This window comes from Methylolobus aquaticus (assembly GCF_054172105.1).
Map to the genome: position 1 here is coordinate 574,447 of NZ_JBSYXP010000001.1, position 21,248 is coordinate 595,694.

A 21,248-nucleotide genomic window follows, 5' to 3' on the forward strand; every position below is an offset into this window, starting at 1 on the left:
GTAGGGCGGATAAGCCGTCAGGCGCATCCGCGGATTTCACCCGCCTCTATGAGCTTCTGTTTGTGTCTTTTGTCAGGCCAGTGGATGCTTCGGCGATCCTGATCAATGACAGGAGTGCTTCATTGACCGCTTCCTCTGACGGAAACGCCTTCGCTACTTCAGGTCTCAGAAGAACCAGGTTGTGGCCTTCGTTATAGGCCTCATAATATTTGCCACGAACCCCGGCACCCAGGTCCGCTCTTTTATAATCGGGCCTCATTTCATCTTGATCCTTAGCCTTTTTCATAAATCTCTCTCTCGCGTTTCTGCATGAGTCGAGCGCTAACGATCCGCATGGATCCATCTCGTTCGGTAGGGGGAGACAATAACCAATTTACCGGTTCTTGTGGTGCCGAATGTCAGCATCCTGTGCTCGCCAATGGAATGATCGGGATCATCAAAGGTAAGCGCCAATGGATCACCAAAGACCGACGCGGCCTCGCGAAAAGACACACCATGCTTTTTCAGGTTGCTCTCGGCTTTTCGGTCGTCCCATTGGAATTCCACGTATCACCTTCGCGTATTCGTCCCTGGTCTGAGGTTAGTTTCACCGATCATGGTGTCTCTGTCCCTATTGCCCGAGAAGGCCCGTCTGGCTTGAGCCCGACACCCCACCGGTCAACGCGCAGGTCAAACTTCAATCACGTGCGCCATGCGCACGAACAACCGCACGACCAGACGATCCACGTGCCCGGTTCATGTAGGGGCAATTCATGAATTGCCCCCCCTACAAAAACAATTCCGTGCGCACCCATGCGCTATCGCGCTTCAAGCCCCGTGCGTCACACACCCGCGTATCGGTCAGCCTTTCTTCTTATCCTTATACGTATAGCTGTAATCGTACTTCCGATATCCGTATCCATAGCCGTACCCGTATCCATAACCGTAGCCATACCCATAACCACGCGTGGCGATCGGCATGCCATTGAACACGAAGCCCCGCAGGTTGACTCCCGCGTTCTCCAGGCGCTTGACCGTGTCGCGCAACTGACGCATCGGGTGAGCGCCCGCACGTGCCACCAGCAGCGTGGCGCCGGCCTGCTGGCCGATGATCATCGAATCCGTGGCGGCCAGCACCGGTGGCGAGTCGATCAACACGATGTCATAACGGTTCTGCAACTCCTGCAGCAGCTCCCCAAAATGGTCATGCATCAACAATTCCGACGGGTTCGGCGGCATCACGCCGGTAGGCACCAAATGCAATCCTGCGACGGAGGTCTCGTGTATCACCTGGTCCAGCATCGAGCCCGCGCTAATGTATTCCGACAAGCCATTGTCACGCGGCAAACCAAAGAAGCGGTTCAAGTGTCCTTTGCGCATGTCCGCGTCGACCAGCACCACCCGCTTGCCCGATTGCGCCAGAACAGCGGCTAGGTTGACACTGATGAACGACTTGCCGACCCCCGGGGTCGGGCCGGTCAAGAGGACCGAATTCTCCCGCGCATCGATCATGGCGAAGTGCAGCGTAGTCCGCAGGCTGCGCAGGCTTTCCACGGCCAGGGCATCGCGCTCGACATCGGCGACCACCCGGCTGATGAGGGGCGCGGGTTCGGTCTTGCGACGTGAGGCCTTCCGAATTTGCTTGTCGAGCTTTTCCTGCTCCACGCAATGGGGCACGGTCGCGTAGACCGGCAGACTCAAACTGCTCTCGATCTCGTCCGGGTCCTCGACACCGCGGCGGAAGGTGCGCAACAGGAACGCCAAACCGATGCCGGCGGCGAGCCCGCCCAGTAAAGACAGCATTCGGATTCTTCCCGCATTCGGCGAGACCAGCGCGGAAGGGTGCATCGCATGGTCCAGGATGCGCACCGTGCCGATGGTGCCAGCCTTGGCCACACGCAGTCCCTGCGCGCTGTTCAATAGCGAGGTGTACAGTTCCGTGCTGACCTGCACGTCACGGGAGTAATTCAGCACATCCTGCTGCGTCTGCGGCAGTTTGGTTGTTCGCTTGTTTAGGTCATCCAGGCGGGCGCGCGTCTCGGCAATCTGTGCATCCAGTGCGATCACCTGGGGATGAGCCGGCGTAAAGCGCTGGGTGAGTTCTCCGCGCCGCAGATCAAGCATCCGCAATTCGGATTCGATCGACACGATCTGATTCAACAAGGTCTGCGTTTCCAACTGCAGATCCACCGAGCCCGATTTGCGGCGATAGCTGTTGTAGTTCTGCTCCGCCGTTTCGAGTTGGGCCTTCATGTCGGGTAGCTGCTTCTCGATGAAACTCAGCTGCTTCTGCGCTTCCTCGGACCGGCGCTCGACGTTCTGCCGCAAATAGACACGGTCGACCTCATTCAAGATATCGACCACCGCGACCGGGTCGGGATCGCTCAGCGTCAATTCAATGACCTGCGATTGTCGGCCACGTTCCTTCACGACCAGTCTGCTTTGTAGCGCCTGAATCGCACCCAAGGGTGACAGACGCGTGATTTCGAACTCGGTGCCCGGGCGGGCGCGCAGTTCCGAGACGAAGAGCTGCAGCGCCTCGCCATCACCCATCGACGCGCGTACCTTCTCCCCGACGCGTCCCTCAAGCAACGGCTTCTCGCCCGCCCCGAATACCTGGAACGCCCCCCCTTCGCCCGCGCTCAGAATGAACGACGCACCGAGCAGGGTGTTGGGCACATCCAGGCTGGAGAGTTTGATCCGCTCGCCCCCCCAAGCATACTGTTCCAGCCCAAACCAAGGCTCGGCGATGGACTCGGGAGATTCCGGCTGATAGTGGCGCGCGATAGCGCTGCCGATAACCGGGAAAAAGCGGGGTCGGGCGACGACGTCCAGCTGCAGGTGGTCGACCACGCGGCCCAGCACCATGCGCGACTTGATGACTTCCATCTCGGCCGAAGTCGAAGCTTCCTCCTGTGACAGCGACATCATCGCCTCCAACCCCGGCAGGGACTTCTTCTCGTCCTCGATCAACACCAAGGCATCCGCGGCGTAAATCGGCACGGCCTTGTAGAGATAGGCCTGTCCAGCCAACGCCATAAGACCGGTCACGCCCGCAATCAGCCATTTGCTTTCGGAGATGATCGCCCACCAGCGCAACAGGTCGAGGCCGTCGCCTTCGTCTTCGATCAGGTGTTCCGTGCGCGCAGGCGCCGAGCCGCTGAGGCCGGCGGATTTGTCTTCGCTTTCTTTCATGGTGCGGGGCGGGGGATGGTTTCGGACATTCCGTGTGGCGACACGCGGTTTATCAAGACCGCTTTACCTAAGGCTATCGACCGCGAAAGGCGTGGTTACGATCGTTCTTGCGCAGGCCTACGCGGAAGAACATGCTGGGTCAGCCATGGCTGACCCAGCTCAGGTTTTGCAGTCGCTTTCAACCGAACTCGGATTCGGCGTCATTTGGCAACGGCGGCGCCCACGGTACCCCATTGAATGAACGGCTGGAAGGCCTGAACGACTTTGCCGAACTTGTGGATATTCGCCGTCGCCACATAGACCACGTCCTTGTGTCGGAGCGGGAAGCGGCTAGCCAGTTCGAGTTTGTCGGGCCGATTGCCGTCCAGCAAGTAGACAATGGGCTTCGTCTGGCCTTGACGCAATACGATGATCTGCGAAGCATCGGCCGTGGCCATGATCAGACCGCCGCCGCCGCCGCTGCTGCCGCCACCACCACCGGCTCCCGCAATGGGGCTGGGTGCGCTGCCCATCAGCGCCGCCGAAAGTGTCAATCCCCCGCGCTCGAACGGTCGAAGCCCTTGGCGCGTCGTTTCGCCCATCACATAGACATGCTCGCTGTCCGCATTTTCCACCTCGACGATGTCGCCGGGCAGCAGCACGATGTTCTCGTCGTACCGGCCGAAGTCATAGATATGGATCAGGCTAAGTGTCAGCGACTTGTTCTTCCGGATCACCTTTACGCGGTCCATCGCCGCAGTGGGGCGTACATCCCCCGCCGCCTGGACCGCATCGAGCAAGCGCAGCGGCACGTCCGAAATCGGGACACCGGTCGGTTTCATGACTTCACCCGTGACCAGCACCTTCTTGCTGCGGAAATTCGTCACGCGCACATCGACCTGCGGCACGGCGATGTAGCGTGCCAGGGCTTGAGTGAGTATCTCGCGGACTTCATCGACAGTCCTGCCGGCCACCTTGGTCGTGCCGGCAAAAGGGAAGAAGATCGTCCCGCTGGCGCTGACCGTCAGGGCGGCCAAGCCGCTGCCTACCTGAGTCGGCGCGGCGTCGGTCGCCGACGGGCTAGCCGCCGTCGGCGCCTGCGTCATGCTGAGTTCAGGGTGGTCCCACACCGCGACCTCCAACTGATCCCCTGGGCCGAGCCGATATACCAGCGATGCTGGATCGATGATCCAATCCGCGGGGATTTCCCGCTTCGCGTCCCGTGCCACGGCCTGTGTCCGTTCAGTCTGCAGCCGTGTGACCAGATCGGTGGTGACCGGTACCAGGGTATAAGTCTCTTCCTCCTTGGCCTGATCCTCCGATTCGAACCAGCCCCGTCCCGCGTCAAGATTCAGGCCCGGAGCGATCACGCACCCGGTCAGCAGCGTTGGGCACAGCAAAATCCCTACCCGGGCACTCAGTGAAAGCTTGTAAACCACGGGCTAACTCCTCGCAACGTAAGATTGCAGAAACGGGTCAGGTAGTCTTTATTCGCTCACACCCCGCGCCCACGATGTTGTCGTATAGGACGCGGTAATGTCTCGCTTATAGGGCAATGCCGAAGGCGGACGGCAATACGGCCTAATTTCGGATGGGCGTAAGTTTCCAGGCAACGATGCAGCGCCAAGAAAACCCATGGGAAATCCCCTGAGGGCTGGCGCGGGATCACAATTCGAGGTAGAAAATGCGGTTCGGGGCAAGCATCAATGCCTTCTGCATTCCTTGACCAAACGATGCTGGTCTGCGCCTCGCGGCGCCAATCCGATGCCTGATTCAGGTGCATCGGTGTCATAGTTGCGAACATTAGCAGCAAGCTTGGTGGCGGTCTAGCCTTCAGCGGTATGGATTTTTCGGGTAACGCACTTGCGCCTGCGTAATCGCGCTGCGTGCTCGCATCGTCATGCGAGCGTATGCCCGTAGAAACGCTGCTCGTCAACCCAGGACAGTATGACTCGTCATTCCCGCGCAAGCGGGAATCCACAGCACCTGAGCCTCGCCTTCATCCAAGAGAGAGTGCGCTCCATCCTTCCGACGAACCCAGGAAACCACTGCCAGCCCCCACGCGCTCCGCATGCACCGTCGCACGTCCTTCCAGCGAACCCCGCAGTTGTCATTCCCGCCGAAGCGGGAATCCAGAGCCAAGCCGAGTGATGCACGGGGGTAGCGCCATCGTCGGCACTCCACCGAAGCTTTTGGACGGCATCAAAAGCGGCGCTGAGGGTTATACCCTAGAGTCAACTAAGGTATTTCCTTAAAGTGGCGAAATTACGAAACTCTGTAACTTCCGGAATCGATCCCGATACGTTTACTCGTTCGTGCGTGACAGTCACACTGAAATAAAACATACGGCTGGAGCCAGACGGCAAAGGCGTTCGCATAAAGCCCTCTGGTACTTCACTATTCCCGCGTGGTAGCTCGCATTCAGCGCGAGCGAGCGGTCTTTTTACGCCGAGGCGATTCTTTTCCGATGGCCAAGGAGTGCTCCCCGGCGCTGATTATTGACATGCGTTTTCTTTCTCTGCAGCATGCGGTTCGCACGGCTCCATGCTCGCATCAAGATGTCATTGTGGCAACGGCGCTGCGCTTCCGATAGTCCCAGTTCCGAAGCGTAACTTGCCACGTTCTCCCTGTCGCGTTATCCTTCCGTTCAACAAATGAACGGTCCTCCCAAAATGCATTTGTCATGACAGCGGCTGCTGCGAACACAGAGACTTCAGTCTCGATTACCGTGCCGGAACCTTTGGGCGCTGTTGGCCCGATGCGCTGGCATGTGGTCTACAGCAAGCCGCGCCAGGAAGCGCTCGCGCTAACGCAACTCGAACGTCAGGGCTACGTGTGTTATCTGCCAATGTGCACCGCCGAGTCCCTCAGGCGGGGGCGTCGCAGTACGATCACCGAGCCACTGTTCAGACGGTACCTGTTCATCCGCCTGAGCTCCGGGCTGGACGGTTCCAATTGGGGGCCGATTCGCTCCACGCTGGGTGTCAGTTGTTTGGTCTGCTTCGGCCGTGAGCCTGCTTGTATTGCGGACGCCTTGATCGACCAGTTGCGTCGGTATGAGCAGACTTCAGGAGCGCGGGCAGAGCCTCTGCACCAGCTCGGTGATCGTGTCCGGATCAACGAAGGACCCTATGCTGGCCTCTCGGCCGTGTATCAGATGGACGACGGAGATGCCCGCGCCCGGGTGCTCATCGAATTACTGCAAAGGCCGGCACAGTTGACAGTGCCACTGGCGAGCTTGATGCGCGACGTCGCCTGAGCGAAGGGTAGGCCCCGCGTCGCTTTTTCGGTAACGATTCGCGGCCGCCGCCCAGGGCGCTCTGAAGAGCGAAAGGGGTGGGCCCCCATGATCGCCCAAGCACCGGTGACAGGCTTTATCCTGACACCGGATGGCGGTAGCGTGCCCAAAGCGACCATCCGCGGTGTGCTCCATCCAAAGGAGTCACTGGTCTTCAGTCGCCGCTCCGGTGGACGACCGAAGCGTTGCCCATGAGTGGAATGCGCGCCACGCCTAACGTTGATGCGATCCTGCCGCGTGAGCACGCTCGACGGGGCAAGGGCAAGCGAAACCGGCCATGACCAAAGCGTCCACAACAGATGAGATCAAACACGAGTTGCGCGTATTAGCGGGAAGCCATGAGCTGAAGTGCTCTATCGATAAGGCACGCTTCCAGGAATCTGAATGTAGGGTGCGCGGATGACGCCGCGGGAACAAGCCCATCTGCAAGTTCTGAAGATCCTCGCGGAGCGACCCGGGATCAGCCAGCGCGAACTGGCCGAAATGCTGTCCGTCAGTCTCGGGAAGAGCAACTATCTGATCAAGGCGCTACTCGATAAAGGGCTGATCAAGGCCGAAAACTTCCGTCGCAGCGACAACAAGTTGGCTTACCTATACGTGCTGACGCCGAATGGTATCGATACACGCCTGCGGCTGACTCGCGCCTATCTCGCGCGCAAGGAAGCCGAATATGTCGCGCTGCGCGAGGAATTGGCTGGCTTGCGCCGAGAGTTGGCTGGCGACGATGGTGCCGCGATTCCGCGCAAAACTGGCGAGAGATGATGTCCGCCGCGTGACCGCTTACCCTCACCTTATGGTCCTGGTACCTTGATCTATGCCGGTGATAGTGTTGGGGGGGGCTTCGTCGATATCGTTGACGCCAGTGGCGCTGCGCGCCTTTCGGAGCTGCACTCTCTTCTTGAATTTGCAAGTGATCGTGACATAACGCCATGAATCTACATGAAGTACGCATCGCCGTCGTCGGGCTCGGCTATGTCGGTTTGCCCCTTGCCGTCGAATTCGGCAAGCGCTTTCCTACGGTCGGCTTCGATCTGAAGCAAGCACGGGTCAACGAACTGCGCGAGGGTCGTGACAGCACGCTGGAGACCACCGCGGAGGAACTGGCGTCCGCCGAACACCTCAGCTACACCACCGACCCGAACGATATTGCGACTTGCACTGTTTACATCGTCACGGTGCCGACGCCCATCGATCGCTACAAGCGGCCCGATCTTTCACCTTTGGAGAAGGCCAGCGCGACACTCGGAAAGCTGCTGAAGCCCAATGACCTGGTCATCTACGAGTCCACGGTCTATCCGGGGGCGACCGAAGAGGTCTGCGTGCCGATATTGGAGCGCCTGTCCGGCCTGACTTACGCGACCACTATCGATCATGCCGGTGCCGCAGCAGCCCAGTTCCCAGGGCGAACCAAATCGCCGGATCAAACCGCCACTGGCCGGGCTTCATCCCTGCGGCAAGGCGTGTTCTACGTCGGCTTCAGCCCTGAGCGCATCAACCCGGGTGACAAGATCAATCGCCTGACGACGATCACGAAAGTGACGTCAGGCTCCACGCCCGAAGCCGCTGAATTTGTCGATGCGCTGTACCGCAGCATCATCACGGCCGGAACGCACCGGGCGAGCAGTATCCGCGTCGCCGAAGCCGCCAAGGTCATCGAGAACACGCAGCGCGACGTCAACATCGCACTGGTCAACGAACTGGCGATGCTGTTCAACCGGTTGGGTCTCGACACCAGCGAGGTGCTTGCGGCCGCCGGCAGCAAATGGAACTTTCTGCCGTTCAAGCCTGGCTTGGTGGGTGGTCACTGTATCGGTGTGGATCCTTACTATCTGACCCACAAAGCCCAGGAAATCGGCTTTCACACCGAGATGATCCTGGCCGGTCGCCGGATCAACGATCACATGGGTGACTATGTCGCGGATGAGGTCGCCAAGCTGATGGCCAGGCGCCACATCGCCATCAGCGGCGCGCGTATCCTGATACTGGGGTTGACCTTCAAGGAGAACTGCCCAGACCTGCGCAACACTCGCGTGGTCGACATCGTGCAGGAGCTCCAGAGCTATGGCGCCTGTGTGGAAGTGTACGATCCATGGATAAATACCGAAGAAGCGAAGCAGGAGTACGGCCTGGCGGTGTTGAAGCAGCCCGACGCGGGCCGTTACGACGCCATCATCTTGGCGGTGGCGCATGAACAGTTCAAGGAACTAGGCGTACCGGCGATACGCCGCTTCGGTCACAATGGTGCGGTGCTGTACGACGTCAAGCACCTGTTTCCGGCTGACCAGGTTGACGGGCGCCTCTAAGCTTCGCGTCGAAGCATGACCAGAACTGCGAGAAACCGAATCTCTGTGGTCTGGGACGTAAGGGGCAATTCAATGTACTCCTAACGACCCCGACCGTAGGTGCGACGCTGATGCGCTGGAGGTGGTGTTTCAGCATTCTCTGGAGGAGCCCGGCCCTCCGGGCGAACCAACCGATGCCCTGGGTGATTGCTGATTGACCGAGAGGGCTGGGTTCCCACGAAGGATGCACACTGTGGGGGTTCATCACGGCAAGAGGGTCTCGGCGGCGATGACCAACTATGGCAGCCGGACGAGCGAAGCGCCGGCGGCTATCCTCCCAAACTTCGTGAGTTCTTCTTCCTCCAGCGCAATTTCGACAGGTATGACCACCCACGGCGGCAAACAAAGCGTGTTGACTACCGAACGTAAAGACGAGATGAAGGCCGCGTTGATCTGCGGCGTTTCCGGCCAGGATGGCGCCTATCTGGCGGAGTGGTTACTGAGTCAGGGCTACCGCGTGATCGGGACATCACGCGACGCACAAGTGGCGTCTTTCGGCAATCTGGTTCGCCTTGGCATTCGCGATCGCATCGAGACACTCTCGATGGTGATGACCGACTTTCGCAGTGTGTTACAAGCGTTGACTCGGGCAAATCCGGATGAGGTCTACAACCTTGCTGGTCAGAGTTCCGTCGGCCTGTCCTTCGAACAGCCGGTGGAAACGCTGGAAAGCATCGCCCTGGGTACGTTGAATCTGCTAGAAGCAATCCGGTTCCTCGGGCGCCCAATTCGTCTCTACAATGCAGGCTCAGGCGAATGCTTTGGCGATACCGGGCAAGTGCCGGCAGACGAGGACACTCCTTTCCGACCGCGCAGTCCCTACGCGGCAGCGAAGGCCGCAGCCTTCTGGGAGTCCGCCAATTACCGAGAAGCCTATGGTTTGTTTGCCTGTTCCGGGATTCTGTTCAATCATGAATCGCCACTGCGACCGGAACGATTCGTTACACGCAAAATCGTCGCCGCGGCTTGCCGCATTGCCTCAGGAGCGGACGAAAAGCTAACGCTGGGTAATCTCGACGTGTCGCGCGACTGGGGCTGGGCGCCGGATTACGTTCGTGCCATGTGGCTCATGCTTCAACAAGCGGAACCTCGGGATTACGTCATAGCGACCGGTGAAACCCACACATTGCGAGATTTCGTGGCAACGGCGTTTGCCGCAGTCGGCCTCGATTGGGAAAGGCACACCACCACCGATCCCTCGCTATATCGGCCCACGGATCTCAGTTACGGTGCAGCGAATCCCTTACGGGCTGAGCGTGTCCTGGGTTGGCGCGCGGCCAGAAGGATGTCGGATGTAGTGCGCTCGATGGTTCAGTACGACATGTCCCACCGCGCTGATTTGCGAGATGTCTAATAGTGTCTCACACCTCAGCAGACCTCAGATCGCCGTATAGGGATCACGCTGCACGCGCTCTGCGCGCGCCGCCGTCACTTTGGTTTCGCGTTGCCAAGTCACCTTGCGGTAACAGGCTCACTGCATCGGGCTCAGGGCATAAGCAGGTGACTCCCTGAACAAAGGTGATTCCGAACTGGATCTTCAAACCACCAGACCGCTGAGGAATCGAGCGATCTCAGCGACCATCTGGAGTTCATTAGGCACTGTTTTTCGGTCGGTCTCTCAATTTCTTGTCGTCATGTTCCTCGCCAGGCTGTTGTCGCCTGCCGAGTTCGGTACCATTGCCTTGCTATCTGTTTTCATAGGGGTGGCCGGCGTGTTTGTGGACAGCGGGTTCACCTGCGCACTGGTACAGAAGCAAGCGGTTACTGATCGGGAGTTGTGCACTGCCTTTTATTTCGGACTACTTTCCAGTGTAATTGTCGCCGCCATTCTTTGTGCCGCGGCCCCCGCTCTAGCGAATTTCTACCACGTTCCTGATCTGCGGCTGATTACCTATGTAATGGCTGGAACCTTGATTGTGGGTGCTTTTAGCAGCATACCCAATGTTCTCCTCAGCAAGCGACTGGACTTCAAAAAGCAAACGGTTATACAAGCCGTCTCAATAAGTGCTTCGGGTGGGGCTGCGATCTATCTAGCAGCCGCAGGCTATGGTGTCTGGAGTCTTGTCGCACAAACCCTAATAGGGAATTGTCTGACCACCTACCTCCTTTGGATGTCACAGCCTTGGCGCCCGAAACTGATTTTTGATTTTTCTGTACTGCGGTCAATGTTTGGATTCGGTGGCTATATTCTTTCTACTAATCTACTTGACATCCTTTATGGGCGACTTAATACGCTATTGATAGGCAAGCTCTATTCAGTTCCGGATCTGGGTTTATACTCTCGTGCCGAGAGTACTCAGCAACTCCCCACATCACTATTGACTGAGACACTCAACCGCGTTGCGTTCCCCTTGTTTTCAGCGGCGAATCATGATCCGACACTATTCAAACGCGGGCTTCGCAAGGCTTTAGGGCTCGTGATGTTTTTCAATGTGCCCGCCATGATAGGTCTCATCGCGATATCGGAACCTTTGATAGATCTGGCATTTGGTCCACAGTGGCACGGCAGTACACCCTATTTTCAGGTGTTATGTCTCAGTGGTGTTTTTTACCCACTTAATCGGTTGAACGCGAGCGCTTTAGTGGCTGGGGGGCACTCAAAGCAGTATTTCTGGATTGAGACCTCTAAGAAGGTTATTGGTGTCGCTTCCGCGGTCTATGCTTCACAGATAAGCATGATCGCCCTAGCGTGGAGTCAGGTGTTTACGATGGCAATTGGCAGTTTTATTTCTGCCTATTATACGGGCAGGGTGGTTAGGTATTCAATTTTGGCGCAGTTAGGTGATCTGACTCCCTACGCATTCGCTAGCTTGGTCATGTTTTTCTGGATTTTGCCATGGCCTGCGTGGGAACAGCAAGGTAGTGCGAAGTTGCTATTGATTCAAATAGCGTTTGGGATCTTTATCTATAGCGGATTAGTGTGGGGAATGAGACTCCCAGCGGTCGTCGAGGTTCTTAGAATGCTGTCCAGAAAGCCAGGTGTACCCATCGGGGCAATTCGATAATACTCGTCATTTGAACAACGTTAAATCATTCAATAATGAAGGCGCAAAGAAATATTAACACGCGTCACTATTGGGATAATCGATTCGCATCTGGCGACTGGGAGCTAGTAGGCGGGCGGGAACAGACGAAGCATTTCGCCGAAGCGCAGTTGAGACACCTCAAATTAAGCGAGTCATTTTCGGGGACTTTCCTCGACTTCGGTTGTGGGCTGGGTGACGCATTCCCTGTTTATCGCCGCGCAATGCCGAAGGCCAGCTTGATCGGGATTGATATATCTCCATCAGCAGTTAATAAATGCCAGCAAGTCTATGGGGAAATTGCAGAATTTCGATGCGGAGATCATTGGTCTGTGCCAGAAGTCGACGTGATAATTGCGTCGAACGTCCTAGAGCACCTAACCAATGATCTGGAAGTTGCCCGTGTTCTTTACGAGCGGTGCAAGCGCCTCATAATTGTCGTGCCTTATCGTGAAGAACCCCGTATCGAAGAGCACGTAAATACATACGACAAGAAATACTTCACCAGCTTCGGTCGTCAGAAAACCACGATATTCGCGTCTAAAGGTTGGAGCCAATATGGATGGAAGGGCTTGTGGGTTCATATTTACATAAAAAATATACTACGTCCGATTTTTGGTAGACGCAAATTGCGCCGCCGGATGCAGATCATGTACCAATTTCAGCGAAATGGAGGGGTGCTTGAACCCGTGCAATAACGGTGAGCGGGGCGCTCCGGGGCCGGTTGTGACCTTAGTTCTTTACGCATTCAATGAGGAGCGGTATATCGGGGAGGCCATCCAATCGGCCTTCGCACAAGCCTATTCACCGTTAGAGCTCGTACTTTCTGATGATGGTTCGACCGATGGAACATTCGAAATCATGGAACGAATGGCCGCAGCGTATTCCGGTCCCCATAAGATTATTCTCAACAGGAATACGGGAAACATCGGGATCGGCAGTCAGATCAATGCAGCCTGGCAGAAGGGGTCTGGAGAGTTGATTGTTCTCGCTAACGGCGACGACATTTCTTTGCCGCATCGAGTCGAGCGGATCGTAGCGGAGTGGGTCGCTTCGGGCCGTCGGGCAGCCGCGATTGCGTCTGCCTATGAGATGATGGATCCGCAAGGTCGACGGACGGGACGTGTGATCAGTGCAAAGGAAGATTTCTCGAATGTCCCGGATTCGACTTACCGGCGCTTTGGCGGGCCCGGTGCAACTTCAATGTGCGTGACCCGCGAGTGCTTCGAGCGTTTCGGTCCGCTAGCGCCGAACCTGATATTGGAAGACGGGCCGATGAACCTACGCTCTACGTTGTCGGGGGAATGGCGCTTCATCGACGAGCCGCTGGTTTTGTACCGGGTGCATGAGAACAACATCAGTCAGGCTTATCATCCCTCGGATTTCGACACCTGGCGAGTGCGCCATCGCTCCAGGGCCGCGTGGCAGATGCGTGAGGGTGAAAAAGCATTTGTCCAAATGCTGAGCGATCTCTATTCGACCGGGACGCAAGACCAGGATCGGGCAGTGTTGGGAAAGGCGCGAATCAATGCGGCTCGGCGCTTGCTGGATTACCAAATACGCGCCAGCTATTACACCGGCGAGTGGGCGTATTCAGCGCGAGCATGGTTGGGCTTTGCTGCAGGCTTGTGGTTTGCGGCGTTGAAGATCTACCTCAAGACGGTTTTTCCGTGGATTGAATCTCGCAACGATCGCTGGCATTACCGAGCAGTGTTGTCCGCAGTGTCGAAGAAGGGGCCGGAGGAAGCATGACGGCGCGCAATTTGTTTCAACAATCGCCCATTGGCCGGGTGATCGAAGCGCTCGGGTTGACACTGATGGACGTTGGTGCCCGCGGTGGAGTGGATGAGGATTTGCGACCGGCGGCTTGGGCTACGGCGGCCATTGGGTTCGAGCCGGAGCCCGAGGAATGTGCGCGGTTGAACGATATCGCGAGAGGCCCGTGGAAGAGCACTCGCTATGTGCCAACCGCCCTCGGCTCCCGAGATGGGCAAGCGACGCTGAACCTCCCCGCCAGCGGTGAAGGCGCTTCGCTGCTGCCACACAACAGTGACATGCTGGCGCGATTCGGACATGCGGCGTTGCACCATACCATGCATCAACTACCGGTTGAAACCCGCACATTGGATAGTGCCGTTGAAGCTTTCCGGTTGCCGGAGGCAGACTACCTGAAGATCGATGTCGAGGGTGCGGAGCTCGATATTCTCCGGGCAGCGCCCCGAACGCTGGCCCATTGCGCGGCCGCCAAGGTAGAGGTTTCTTTCTTGGAGCAGCGAGTCGGACAACCTCTGGCGCAAGAAGTGGTCGCCTTCATGCTTGAATCCGGCTTCGTCCTGGCCGAGATCCGGGGCGTGCACTCCTGGCGGCGGCGACCGCTGCCCGCGCACCCCTACTCGGCACAGTGGAGCGTACCGTACTCCCGCGGTATCGCAGCCCAGTGCGATCTGGTATTTCTACGTGAGCCCCAGTCCCTATTGGCTGAGGAGGCGAAAGTTCGTCTGTTGGTTGTCGCGGCCATCCTAGGTTTTTTCGATCACGCGGTCGGCGTGCTTCGCGAGAATAGGGAGATCGAGAAAAAGCTCAATCAGCAGATCAAGGGGGACTGCATCGTTGAATTGGGACGAATCTCTCGGTCGATGGGGCGGCAGGCAGCAATGACCGAAATCAAATCACGCCTACGTTCCCTCGTGCCCCTGTTGCGTTCGATTCTAGCTGGGTTGCCCAGTGATCGTTCCGCAGCCGCTGACTACTGACTGCAATGTGCGGAATCGCTGGAATCATCGGATCACACGCCGATCACTGGGGCAAGCGAGTCGGCGAGATGCTTACCCTGCAGGCGCATCGGGGGCCGGACGGCGAGGGTATTTGGCGTTCGGATGACGGGTACGTGACCCTCGGTCATCGCCGTCTCTCGATTTTGGATTTGAGCGAACGCGGCGCGCAGCCGATGCAAGACGCAACGGGCCGTTTCGTCATCACGTTCAACGGCGAAATCTACAACTATCTGGAGCTGCGCGCCGAGTTGCAGCGCATGGGTTGTATCTTCCTTTCAGGTACCGATACGGAGGTCATCCTGGAGGCTTACAAGGTCTGGGGCGAATCGTGCCTTGACCATTTCAACGGCATGTTTGCCCTGGTGCTGTACGATACGGTCGAGCAGCGGCTGTTTTGTGCACGCGACCGTTATGGCGAGAAGCCATTTTTGTTTGTGACGAAGGAGGGCTTCTTCGCCTTTGCCTCGGAATACAAGGCTCTGCTGGCATTGCCGACAGTAGTTGCCGAATACGACGAGTTCCGCCTGCTCCGCGGCCTGCACAATGCCAGCCGGGGCATTGACGCGGAGCGGCAAACCGTCTTCAACGACATCCAGCAGCTCTTGCCGTCGGAGGCCATGACCGTCGATGTCCGGACCCTGGCAACGCGTATTTGGCGGTATTGGGACGTACGCCCCAGCGGGGACTACGCAAGTTTGTCAGAGCCCGAGGCCGTTGCACTGTTCCGCGATCTGCTGACCGATGCGGTTCGTATCCGGATGCGGAGCGATGTACCAGTCGGGTCATGTTTGTCCGGTGGACTCGATTCCAGTGCCATCGTCAGCCTGGTACGGAAAGTAATCTACCGGGAGGGCGACTACCACACGTTCACCGGCCGCTTTCCGGGCACCGCCGCTGACGAATGGCGTTACGCGGAGCTGGTCGTCCAGGACAGCCGTGTGCTCAGCCATTTGACAGAGCCCACGTCGGAAGGATTTGCTGCCGAATTGCCGGATTTTATCTGGCACAACGAATTGCCGGTCGGCTCGTCCAGCCAATATGCACAGTACTGTGTGTTTCGCCTAGCCAAGCAGCACGGGGTCACGGTACTGCTGGATGGCCAGGGTGCCGATGAGCTATTGGGCGGTTATGAACAGTACTTCCGCTTTTATGTCGAAGCGCTCCGCGCTCGCGGTGCTCGGCAACGCTTGGAGATGGAACTCCCTCTGATCCACGAGCGCTACCCGCTGGCATTGACCCCCCCAACGCGTGCTTTACGGGACCGGCTGCCCTTCGCGGTGCGCCGCTGCTTGTCGCATCGTTTCGGATTGGGTACGAACATGCTTTACGGTATGAAGCCCGACGTGGCCGGCCGGCTCACTGTCGAGAACCAATATCAGCAGGATGAACGCTTTGATGCACTGACGAGTGCCTTGTATCAGGATTCATTCGGCATGTACCTGACGACGCTGTTGCGCTACGGCGATAGGAACTCAATGGCCCACTCTCGCGAGGTGCGGCTACCTTTCTGCGATCACCGCCTGGCCGAGTTGGCGCTATCGCTGCCGCCGGGCTATCTGATGGGTGCGGCACAGACCAAGCACCTACTCCGTGAGAGCATGGTCGGGCTTCTGCCTGAGCCGATTCGCATCCGTTGGAACAAACAGGGTTTCAGGCCCCCACAGGAGACCTGGTTTCAGGGCCCGCTCCTGGCCATGGCGGAAGACCTGCTTCATTCGCAGTCTTTCTCGGAGAGTCCATTTTGGGATGCGCCGTGGTGGCATCGCGCGCTGCACCGACTGAAGCAAGGCGAGAGAAACCTGAGCTGGATCCTCTGGCAGCCGTTTATGGGGGAAGCGTGGAAGCGGGACTTTGTGGGACGCAATGGCTGATTGCAATTACCGGCCGGACATTGACGGCCTGCGCGCCGTCGCGATCATCCCTGTGGTGGCGTTCCACGCTGGCGTCCCTTTATTTGGGGGCGGTTTCGTCGGGGTCGACGTCTTTTTCGTCATTTCAGGTTTTTTGATCACCCGCCTGCTGGCTGACGAATTGGGGCGTACGGGGCGGATAGACTTTCTCGCCTTTTATGCCAGGCGCGCCCGCCGGCTGTTCCCGGCCCTCGCCGTCGTGTGTTTGGCGACACTCGCGCTGGGGTTGTGGGCGTTATTGCCGTTTGGTGAGCAACAGGACCTCGCCAAGTCGGCCATCGCGACTTCGCTCTTTTCCTCCAATCTTTTTTTCTGGATGCAGAGCGGCTATTTCGATGGCCCTACCGACCTGAAACCTTTGCTCAATATGTGGTCGCTTGCCGTCGAGGAGCAGTTCTATTGGGTCTGGCCGTTGTTGTTGGTGGCGGTGTGGCGTGGGTTCATACCCAAGATCGCGAAGGGGGCTCGGACGTTAGTGTTTGCGCTCGCGCTCATCGCGGCAGTTTCCTTTGGCAGCAATCTCTGGGTGACCGCGCAGTCGCCATCCACAGCTTTTTATATGATGCCGATCCGCGCCTGGGAGTTCGCGCTGGGCGGTACGCTAGCGTTCTTTCCGTCGTCGCAATTCGCTTCCGGCACTGGATTTCGCAAGCTAGCACCCGCAGCGGGGGTGATGGGCTTGGGTCTGATCGGCTGGTCGGTGTATGCCTTCACGCGTGCAACGCCCTTCCCCGGGAGCGCTGCTTTGATCCCCGTCTGCGGCACGGCATTGGTCATTTTCAGCGGACATAGCGGGCAGGGAGTCGTCTTTCGCTTGCTGAGCCTCCCCGTGATCGTCACCGTCGGTCTCTGGTCTTACTCCTGGTACTTGTGGCACTGGCCTCTGCTCGCACTGGCCCGCGCCTACACGTTCGGCGAGCATCATCTGTGGCGGGATCTGGCTCTAGCCGTCGTCGCGCTAGGATTGGCGGCATTAACCTATCGTTTCGTCGAAAATCCGGTCCGGCGCGGGCGAGCGGGCCCTTTCGCCACCACCCGCGGGTCTATGGTTGCTGGATCGGGGTTGTTGATCTTGGTTCTGGCCAGCGCAGCTGGACTTGGGGCTTGGGCGAAGTATAAGGCGCAGTCATCGGCTCTTGGTGCTGCGATAATGGCTGCAATGCGTGACCGTGAAGTGGTCACCCGGGACTGTGACACAGATTTTCTATTGGGCACGTTCAAAGGAAATTTACCCCCAATCCAGAAATGCCAGTTTGGTGGAAAAAACCAAAGGATCTTGCTCTGGGGTGATTCTTTCGCAGAGCACTACTCGCCGTTGCTAGACCGTTTGGGCCGCAAACATGGATTAGGTTTTACTCAGCGATTATTCGGCGGTTGTCCCCCAATCTTGGGTGTGGTCCCAGTGCGGTCCGGGATGCCTCACAAGGACTGCGCCGATTTTAACGATCGCGTAGCGGAGGAATTGCCACAGTTTCGCGCCAAAGGCTTCGATGCGGTGATCCTGTCGGCCGATTGGCTAATGCAGGATCCCCTACCCATTGGAGGCGCGCTGCGCTTTTCGGCGGATGATGCCATAAATGCGTTCTCTCAGGGTTTGACAAAGGTGCTTACCGAGTCGCGAGTGCTTGGATTCAAGTCGCTGTTGATTGCACCGTCGGTCGAGTTTCCGATTAGCGTGCCACTCTGTTTAGGGCGCCAGTCGGCTGAAAGGTGCGGTGTAGCGCGCGCCGAGTTTGAGGCCCGTCGCCAGCGGATCATGAATATAATGCGAGCGGCCGTTAATGGGAAACCAAGCGTTAGGCTTTACGATCCGGTAGCCTCGTTGTGCGGGCCGACTAATTGCTCCCCGATTCTCAATGATGTAATTGCCTATCGGGATACAGGGCACTTGGCTGCCTCGGCTTTGCCAGTGCTTCAGAGCGACTTCGACCTTTTGTTGCGATGGTTGGTTAAACAATGAATCGGACGCCACGCTTAACCAGGGTCTTGGTACTCTGCTTCTGCCTCCACGTGGGCGAAAAAAATCGCGAGCAAAGGCTTAATTTGTCTAAAGCTTGCCCAAAGTCGCCCTGTTTGCGGTAGCCGAGGCCCGAGAAAGGATGGATTTCGAGCGTGTTGAATCCACGGCCCCGAGAGAATCAACAGCCTGTTAAGATCGATCGCTGCCATGCGTTGGCTAATAATGACACTCCGATGAAGCTTGTCTTCGTCAACCACATGCACCCTGCAACGCCGCACGTCTCCGGTATGCGCTCCTGGTTCTTTGCCCGGGAACTGGTGAATCGGGGTCATCAGGTAGTGCAGATTTGCGAGTGGCGCGAAGGCGCGGAGCCCGCTCCATCGCCCGAGCAGTTTGCCAAACAATTCCAGGCGCATGATTGGGGGGAGCCGCTTTTGTTGGCGGTCCGGCCTCAACGACGCGTCTTGCTGGAACGCATTCGATCACCGCGGACGCCGGCCTTGCTGCGAAAGGCGTTGGTGACCTGGAGCTATCTCAAGCATTCGGGGATGTTCACGGACTTCAGTCAAGCGACTGAGCCATATCTGGGAATCCTTTCTCGGGAGTTTCGCCCCCAGGCGATCTGGGGGCTGTTCGGCAATACCGATTGTTGGTTAATCGCGCAGCGGCTCTCGGAGATGGCAGATTGCCCTTGGGTTGCGGACATGAAGGATTCTTGGGAGGTTTTCCTGCGGAAGCCACTGCGGTCGATCATTGCGAAACGGTTTAGGAATATGCGGGGCGCTACGGCGAATGCAGAGCTAAATGCGGAAGTTCTGCGCCGTTGGTTTACTCCTGCGGTCGATGTGATTTATAGCGGGGTCGAGCCTTGCTTTTTCTCTACGCATCCGACCCGTTCGAAACACAGCGAGTTTCTTATTACATTGACAGGAAGCATCCACAGCCAAGAAGCACTGTCCCGTTTTGTTCAAGCATTGATGGTTTGGCTAGAAAAGCGTGCTGACGACAGTCAAGTAGGCGTGGCTCTCGTGTATGCGGGAGGAGCAAATCGTTTGGTAGAAGCAGAATTTCTCCGACTGAAAGGGCGAGCCGCTGTTCGCATTCATCCCTACTTGCCGTTGGCTGAGTTGGCGGAGATCTGTCGATCCGCTCAGGCGAATGTCTACATCCGAAATGACAAAGGCTTTCACCATAAACTTTTTGAGTTATTGGGGTGCGGAAAACCGGTGATCGCGTTTGGTGGGGAATCCGACGAGGCAAAGCGGCTTGCGCGTCTGGTCGATGGGACTTTGCTACCTTGCCGGGATGAGTCTAGTTTATCCCTTATCCTAGACGAACTAAGCGGAGCCCCCCGCACCAACCAAGCACCACAGAACGTCGCCGCCCTCTTTAGCTGGTCAGCTTGCGCAGAGAAACTCGAGGAGGGTTTACGTCGAGCGGCCGAATCGGAATATTTCCCATGAAGGTATGCATCGCGACGACGGGACGATTTCACGTTCTTGATCTAGCCAGGGAGTTGGATCGTCTCGGGTATGAAGTGAGCTTTTGGTCGATCGTTCCGCGCCGTCGCGCGGAACGGTTCGGGTTGCCCAGAGGGTGCCATCGAGGCCTTCTCTGGCGCTTCTGGCCCCTGGTGTTGGCGCAACGTTTCGGCACTCAAGCCCTGCGGCGCGCTGCGGGTGATCGGCTGATGCAGTCTGTTGATAGGCAGATCGCCTCTCGGCTAGAGCGCTGCGATGTCTTCATCGGCATGTCAGGTATCGCCATCGAGAGCGCGAGATCAGCGCGAGAGCGATATGGCGCAACGATATTCATAGAGCGGGGCAGTCGCCATATCTTGTCTCAGAAAGAGATTCTGGATGGAATAGCTAAGGTGTTTCCGCAAGCCGAGACAGTGAGCGAACACGCAGTCCGCATCCATATGGCATCTTGCGAGATCGCAGATTTCCATGTGGTGCCCGCACGGCACTGCGAAAAGAGTTTTCTCGAGCTGGGTTACAAGCCGGAGCAGCTTTTCTTAAATCCCTACGGGGTGGACCTGACGATGTTCCGGCCCACAGTGGTCCCGCGAGCTGAGCCGCCCGTCTTGGTTTTTGCAGGAACTTGGTGTTACAGGAAAGGGGCTGAAATCCTGGCGCGTGCCGTCGGCGAAATTAATGCGGGGCGGGTACGGCTCATACATGTGGGGCCTCTTGGCGACGCGCCATTGCCGGCCGGTGACTGGTTCGAACATCATGACGCTGTGCCACAATGGAAACTCCCTGAGTTCTATGCGAAGGCGCACGCGTTCGTGCTGGCGTCCCGCGAGGAGGGGCTCGCGCTGGTGCAGGTGCAAGCGCTGGCTTGTGGGCTTCCAGTGGTTTGCACAGATCGCACGGGGGGTGAGGATCTAGCCGAGGTTACAGATTTACAAGACGGTATTTTTGTAGTGCCACATGGCGATGTCGAAGCTTTGGCCGAGGGTATCGAGCGGTGTTTGGAGTGGGCTCAGGCTCATTTTCCGCCTGGAACTCTTCGGGACCTCTTGGGTGAGAAGCGCAAAGAGTTGTCGTGGCAAGCCTACGGAGAGCGGTACGCAGAAAAAATACGTGAGACAGTGTCTCGTTGAAAACAAATTGCAGCGAGATAAGCTGACCGCCTTATTTGCTTCGCTATGACTGTTGCTTGCTTCTGAGCGTGAAGACACAGAACATTATTCTATGGCCCAGCAAATTGCGACATTTAAGCGGTTGGGTTCGTCGAGAGCTACTCAGGCGGCCGCGTGTGCCATTTCGAGAGGTTGGAAGTA

Annotated in this window: 16 protein-coding genes; 12 read left to right on the forward strand and 4 right to left on the reverse strand. The window is 57.7% G+C overall.

The features are described from left to right. Positions 1-46: 46 nt before the first annotated feature. The 4 genes from ACW73L_RS02620 to ACW73L_RS02635 all read right to left on the reverse strand — a co-directional run bounded on the left by ACW73L_RS02620 (position 47) and on the right by ACW73L_RS02635 (position 4,592). Positions 47-286 (reverse strand): hypothetical protein, encoded by a 240-nt coding sequence (locus ACW73L_RS02620; RefSeq protein WP_139556652.1) that lies wholly within the window; start codon positions 284-286, stop codon positions 47-49. Positions 287-321: 35 nt separating this feature from the next. Continuing rightward, positions 322-546 (reverse strand): BrnT family toxin, encoded by a 225-nt coding sequence (locus ACW73L_RS02625; protein ID WP_498919791.1) that lies wholly within the window; start codon positions 544-546, stop codon positions 322-324. Between the two features lie 294 nt (positions 547-840). Further along, positions 841-3,174 (reverse strand): polysaccharide biosynthesis tyrosine autokinase, encoded by a 2,334-nt coding sequence (locus ACW73L_RS02630; protein WP_498919793.1) that lies wholly within the window; start codon positions 3,172-3,174, stop codon positions 841-843. A gap of 200 nt (positions 3,175-3,374) precedes the next feature. Further along, positions 3,375-4,592, reverse strand: a complete 1,218-nt coding sequence (locus ACW73L_RS02635) for a polysaccharide biosynthesis/export family protein (RefSeq protein ID WP_498919794.1) — start codon at positions 4,590-4,592, stop codon at positions 3,375-3,377. A 1,319-nt stretch (positions 4,593-5,911) separates the two neighbouring features. Here ACW73L_RS02635 and rfaH point away from each other — a divergent pair. The 12 genes from rfaH to ACW73L_RS02695 all read left to right on the forward strand — a co-directional run bounded on the left by rfaH (position 5,912) and on the right by ACW73L_RS02695 (position 21,068). Beyond that, positions 5,912-6,412, forward strand: coding sequence for a transcription/translation regulatory transformer protein RfaH (rfaH, locus tag ACW73L_RS02640; RefSeq protein WP_498919795.1), 501 nt, complete (start codon positions 5,912-5,914; stop codon positions 6,410-6,412). A gap of 438 nt (positions 6,413-6,850) precedes the next feature. Further along, entirely contained in the window at positions 6,851-7,213 is a 363-nt protein-coding gene (locus tag ACW73L_RS02645) for a MarR family EPS-associated transcriptional regulator (protein ID WP_498919796.1), read from the forward strand. Positions 7,214-7,380: 167 nt separating this feature from the next. After that, a complete protein-coding gene (locus ACW73L_RS02650) occupies positions 7,381-8,754 on the forward strand; it encodes a nucleotide sugar dehydrogenase (RefSeq protein ID WP_498919797.1) in 1,374 nt (457 codons plus the stop codon). Between the two features lie 268 nt (positions 8,755-9,022). After that, entirely contained in the window at positions 9,023-10,147 is a 1,125-nt protein-coding gene (locus ACW73L_RS02655; protein ID WP_498919798.1) for a GDP-mannose 4,6-dehydratase, read from the forward strand. A 226-nt stretch (positions 10,148-10,373) separates the two neighbouring features. Next, positions 10,374-11,798 carry a lipopolysaccharide biosynthesis protein gene (locus tag ACW73L_RS02660; protein ID WP_498919842.1) on the forward strand — a complete coding sequence of 475 codons (1,425 nt, stop codon included), beginning with the start codon at positions 10,374-10,376 and terminating at the stop codon, positions 11,796-11,798. A 35-nt stretch (positions 11,799-11,833) separates the two neighbouring features. Then, complete coding sequence (locus ACW73L_RS02665) at positions 11,834-12,514, forward strand: class I SAM-dependent methyltransferase (RefSeq protein WP_498919799.1); 681 nt, start codon at positions 11,834-11,836, stop codon at positions 12,512-12,514. After that, positions 12,498-13,568: a glycosyltransferase gene (locus ACW73L_RS02670; protein WP_498919800.1), complete on the forward strand. Its 1,071-nt coding sequence runs from the start codon at positions 12,498-12,500 to the stop codon at positions 13,566-13,568. Before ACW73L_RS02665 ends, ACW73L_RS02670 begins: the two co-directional genes overlap by 17 nt. Next, complete coding sequence (locus ACW73L_RS02675; protein WP_498919801.1) at positions 13,565-14,569, forward strand: FkbM family methyltransferase; 1,005 nt, start codon at positions 13,565-13,567, stop codon at positions 14,567-14,569. The genes ACW73L_RS02670 and ACW73L_RS02675 overlap by 4 nt, the downstream gene beginning before the upstream one ends. Before the next feature lie 5 nt (positions 14,570-14,574). Then, positions 14,575-16,461: an asparagine synthase (glutamine-hydrolyzing) gene (asnB, locus tag ACW73L_RS02680; protein ID WP_498919802.1), complete on the forward strand. Its 1,887-nt coding sequence runs from the start codon at positions 14,575-14,577 to the stop codon at positions 16,459-16,461. Then, positions 16,454-18,460 (forward strand): acyltransferase family protein, encoded by a 2,007-nt coding sequence (locus ACW73L_RS02685; protein WP_498919803.1) that lies wholly within the window; start codon positions 16,454-16,456, stop codon positions 18,458-18,460. Before asnB ends, ACW73L_RS02685 begins: the two co-directional genes overlap by 8 nt. Before the next feature lie 233 nt (positions 18,461-18,693). Next, positions 18,694-19,923: a glycosyltransferase gene (locus ACW73L_RS02690; protein ID WP_498919804.1), complete on the forward strand. Its 1,230-nt coding sequence runs from the start codon at positions 18,694-18,696 to the stop codon at positions 19,921-19,923. Then, positions 19,920-21,068, forward strand: coding sequence for a glycosyltransferase family 4 protein (locus ACW73L_RS02695; RefSeq protein ID WP_498919805.1), 1,149 nt, complete (start codon positions 19,920-19,922; stop codon positions 21,066-21,068). The genes ACW73L_RS02690 and ACW73L_RS02695 overlap by 4 nt, the downstream gene beginning before the upstream one ends. Positions 21,069-21,248 lie beyond the last annotated feature (180 nt).

What these genes read in the sequence shown, in the direction of transcription:
- ACW73L_RS02620 (WP_139556652.1), bottom strand. Translation starts at nt 286, where the DNA reads ATGAAAAAGGCTAAGGATCAAGATGAAATGAGGCCCGATTATAAAAGA.
- ACW73L_RS02695 (WP_498919805.1), top strand. Translation starts at nt 19,920, where the DNA reads ATGAAGGTATGCATCGCGACGACGGGACGATTTCACGTTCTTGATCTA.
- ACW73L_RS02655 (WP_498919798.1), top strand. Translation starts at nt 9,023, where the DNA reads ATGACCAACTATGGCAGCCGGACGAGCGAAGCGCCGGCGGCTATCCTC.
- ACW73L_RS02650 (WP_498919797.1), top strand. Translation starts at nt 7,381, where the DNA reads ATGAATCTACATGAAGTACGCATCGCCGTCGTCGGGCTCGGCTATGTC.
- ACW73L_RS02675 (WP_498919801.1), top strand. Translation starts at nt 13,565, where the DNA reads ATGACGGCGCGCAATTTGTTTCAACAATCGCCCATTGGCCGGGTGATC.
- ACW73L_RS02630 (WP_498919793.1), bottom strand. Translation starts at nt 3,174, where the DNA reads ATGAAAGAAAGCGAAGACAAATCCGCCGGCCTCAGCGGCTCGGCGCCT.
- ACW73L_RS02685 (WP_498919803.1), top strand. Translation starts at nt 16,454, where the DNA reads ATGGCTGATTGCAATTACCGGCCGGACATTGACGGCCTGCGCGCCGTC.
- asnB (WP_498919802.1), top strand. Translation starts at nt 14,575, where the DNA reads ATGTGCGGAATCGCTGGAATCATCGGATCACACGCCGATCACTGGGGC.
- ACW73L_RS02645 (WP_498919796.1), top strand. Translation starts at nt 6,851, where the DNA reads ATGACGCCGCGGGAACAAGCCCATCTGCAAGTTCTGAAGATCCTCGCG.
- ACW73L_RS02690 (WP_498919804.1), top strand. Translation starts at nt 18,694, where the DNA reads ATGAAGCTTGTCTTCGTCAACCACATGCACCCTGCAACGCCGCACGTC.
- rfaH (WP_498919795.1), top strand. Translation starts at nt 5,912, where the DNA reads ATGCGCTGGCATGTGGTCTACAGCAAGCCGCGCCAGGAAGCGCTCGCG.
- ACW73L_RS02665 (WP_498919799.1), top strand. Translation starts at nt 11,834, where the DNA reads ATGAAGGCGCAAAGAAATATTAACACGCGTCACTATTGGGATAATCGA.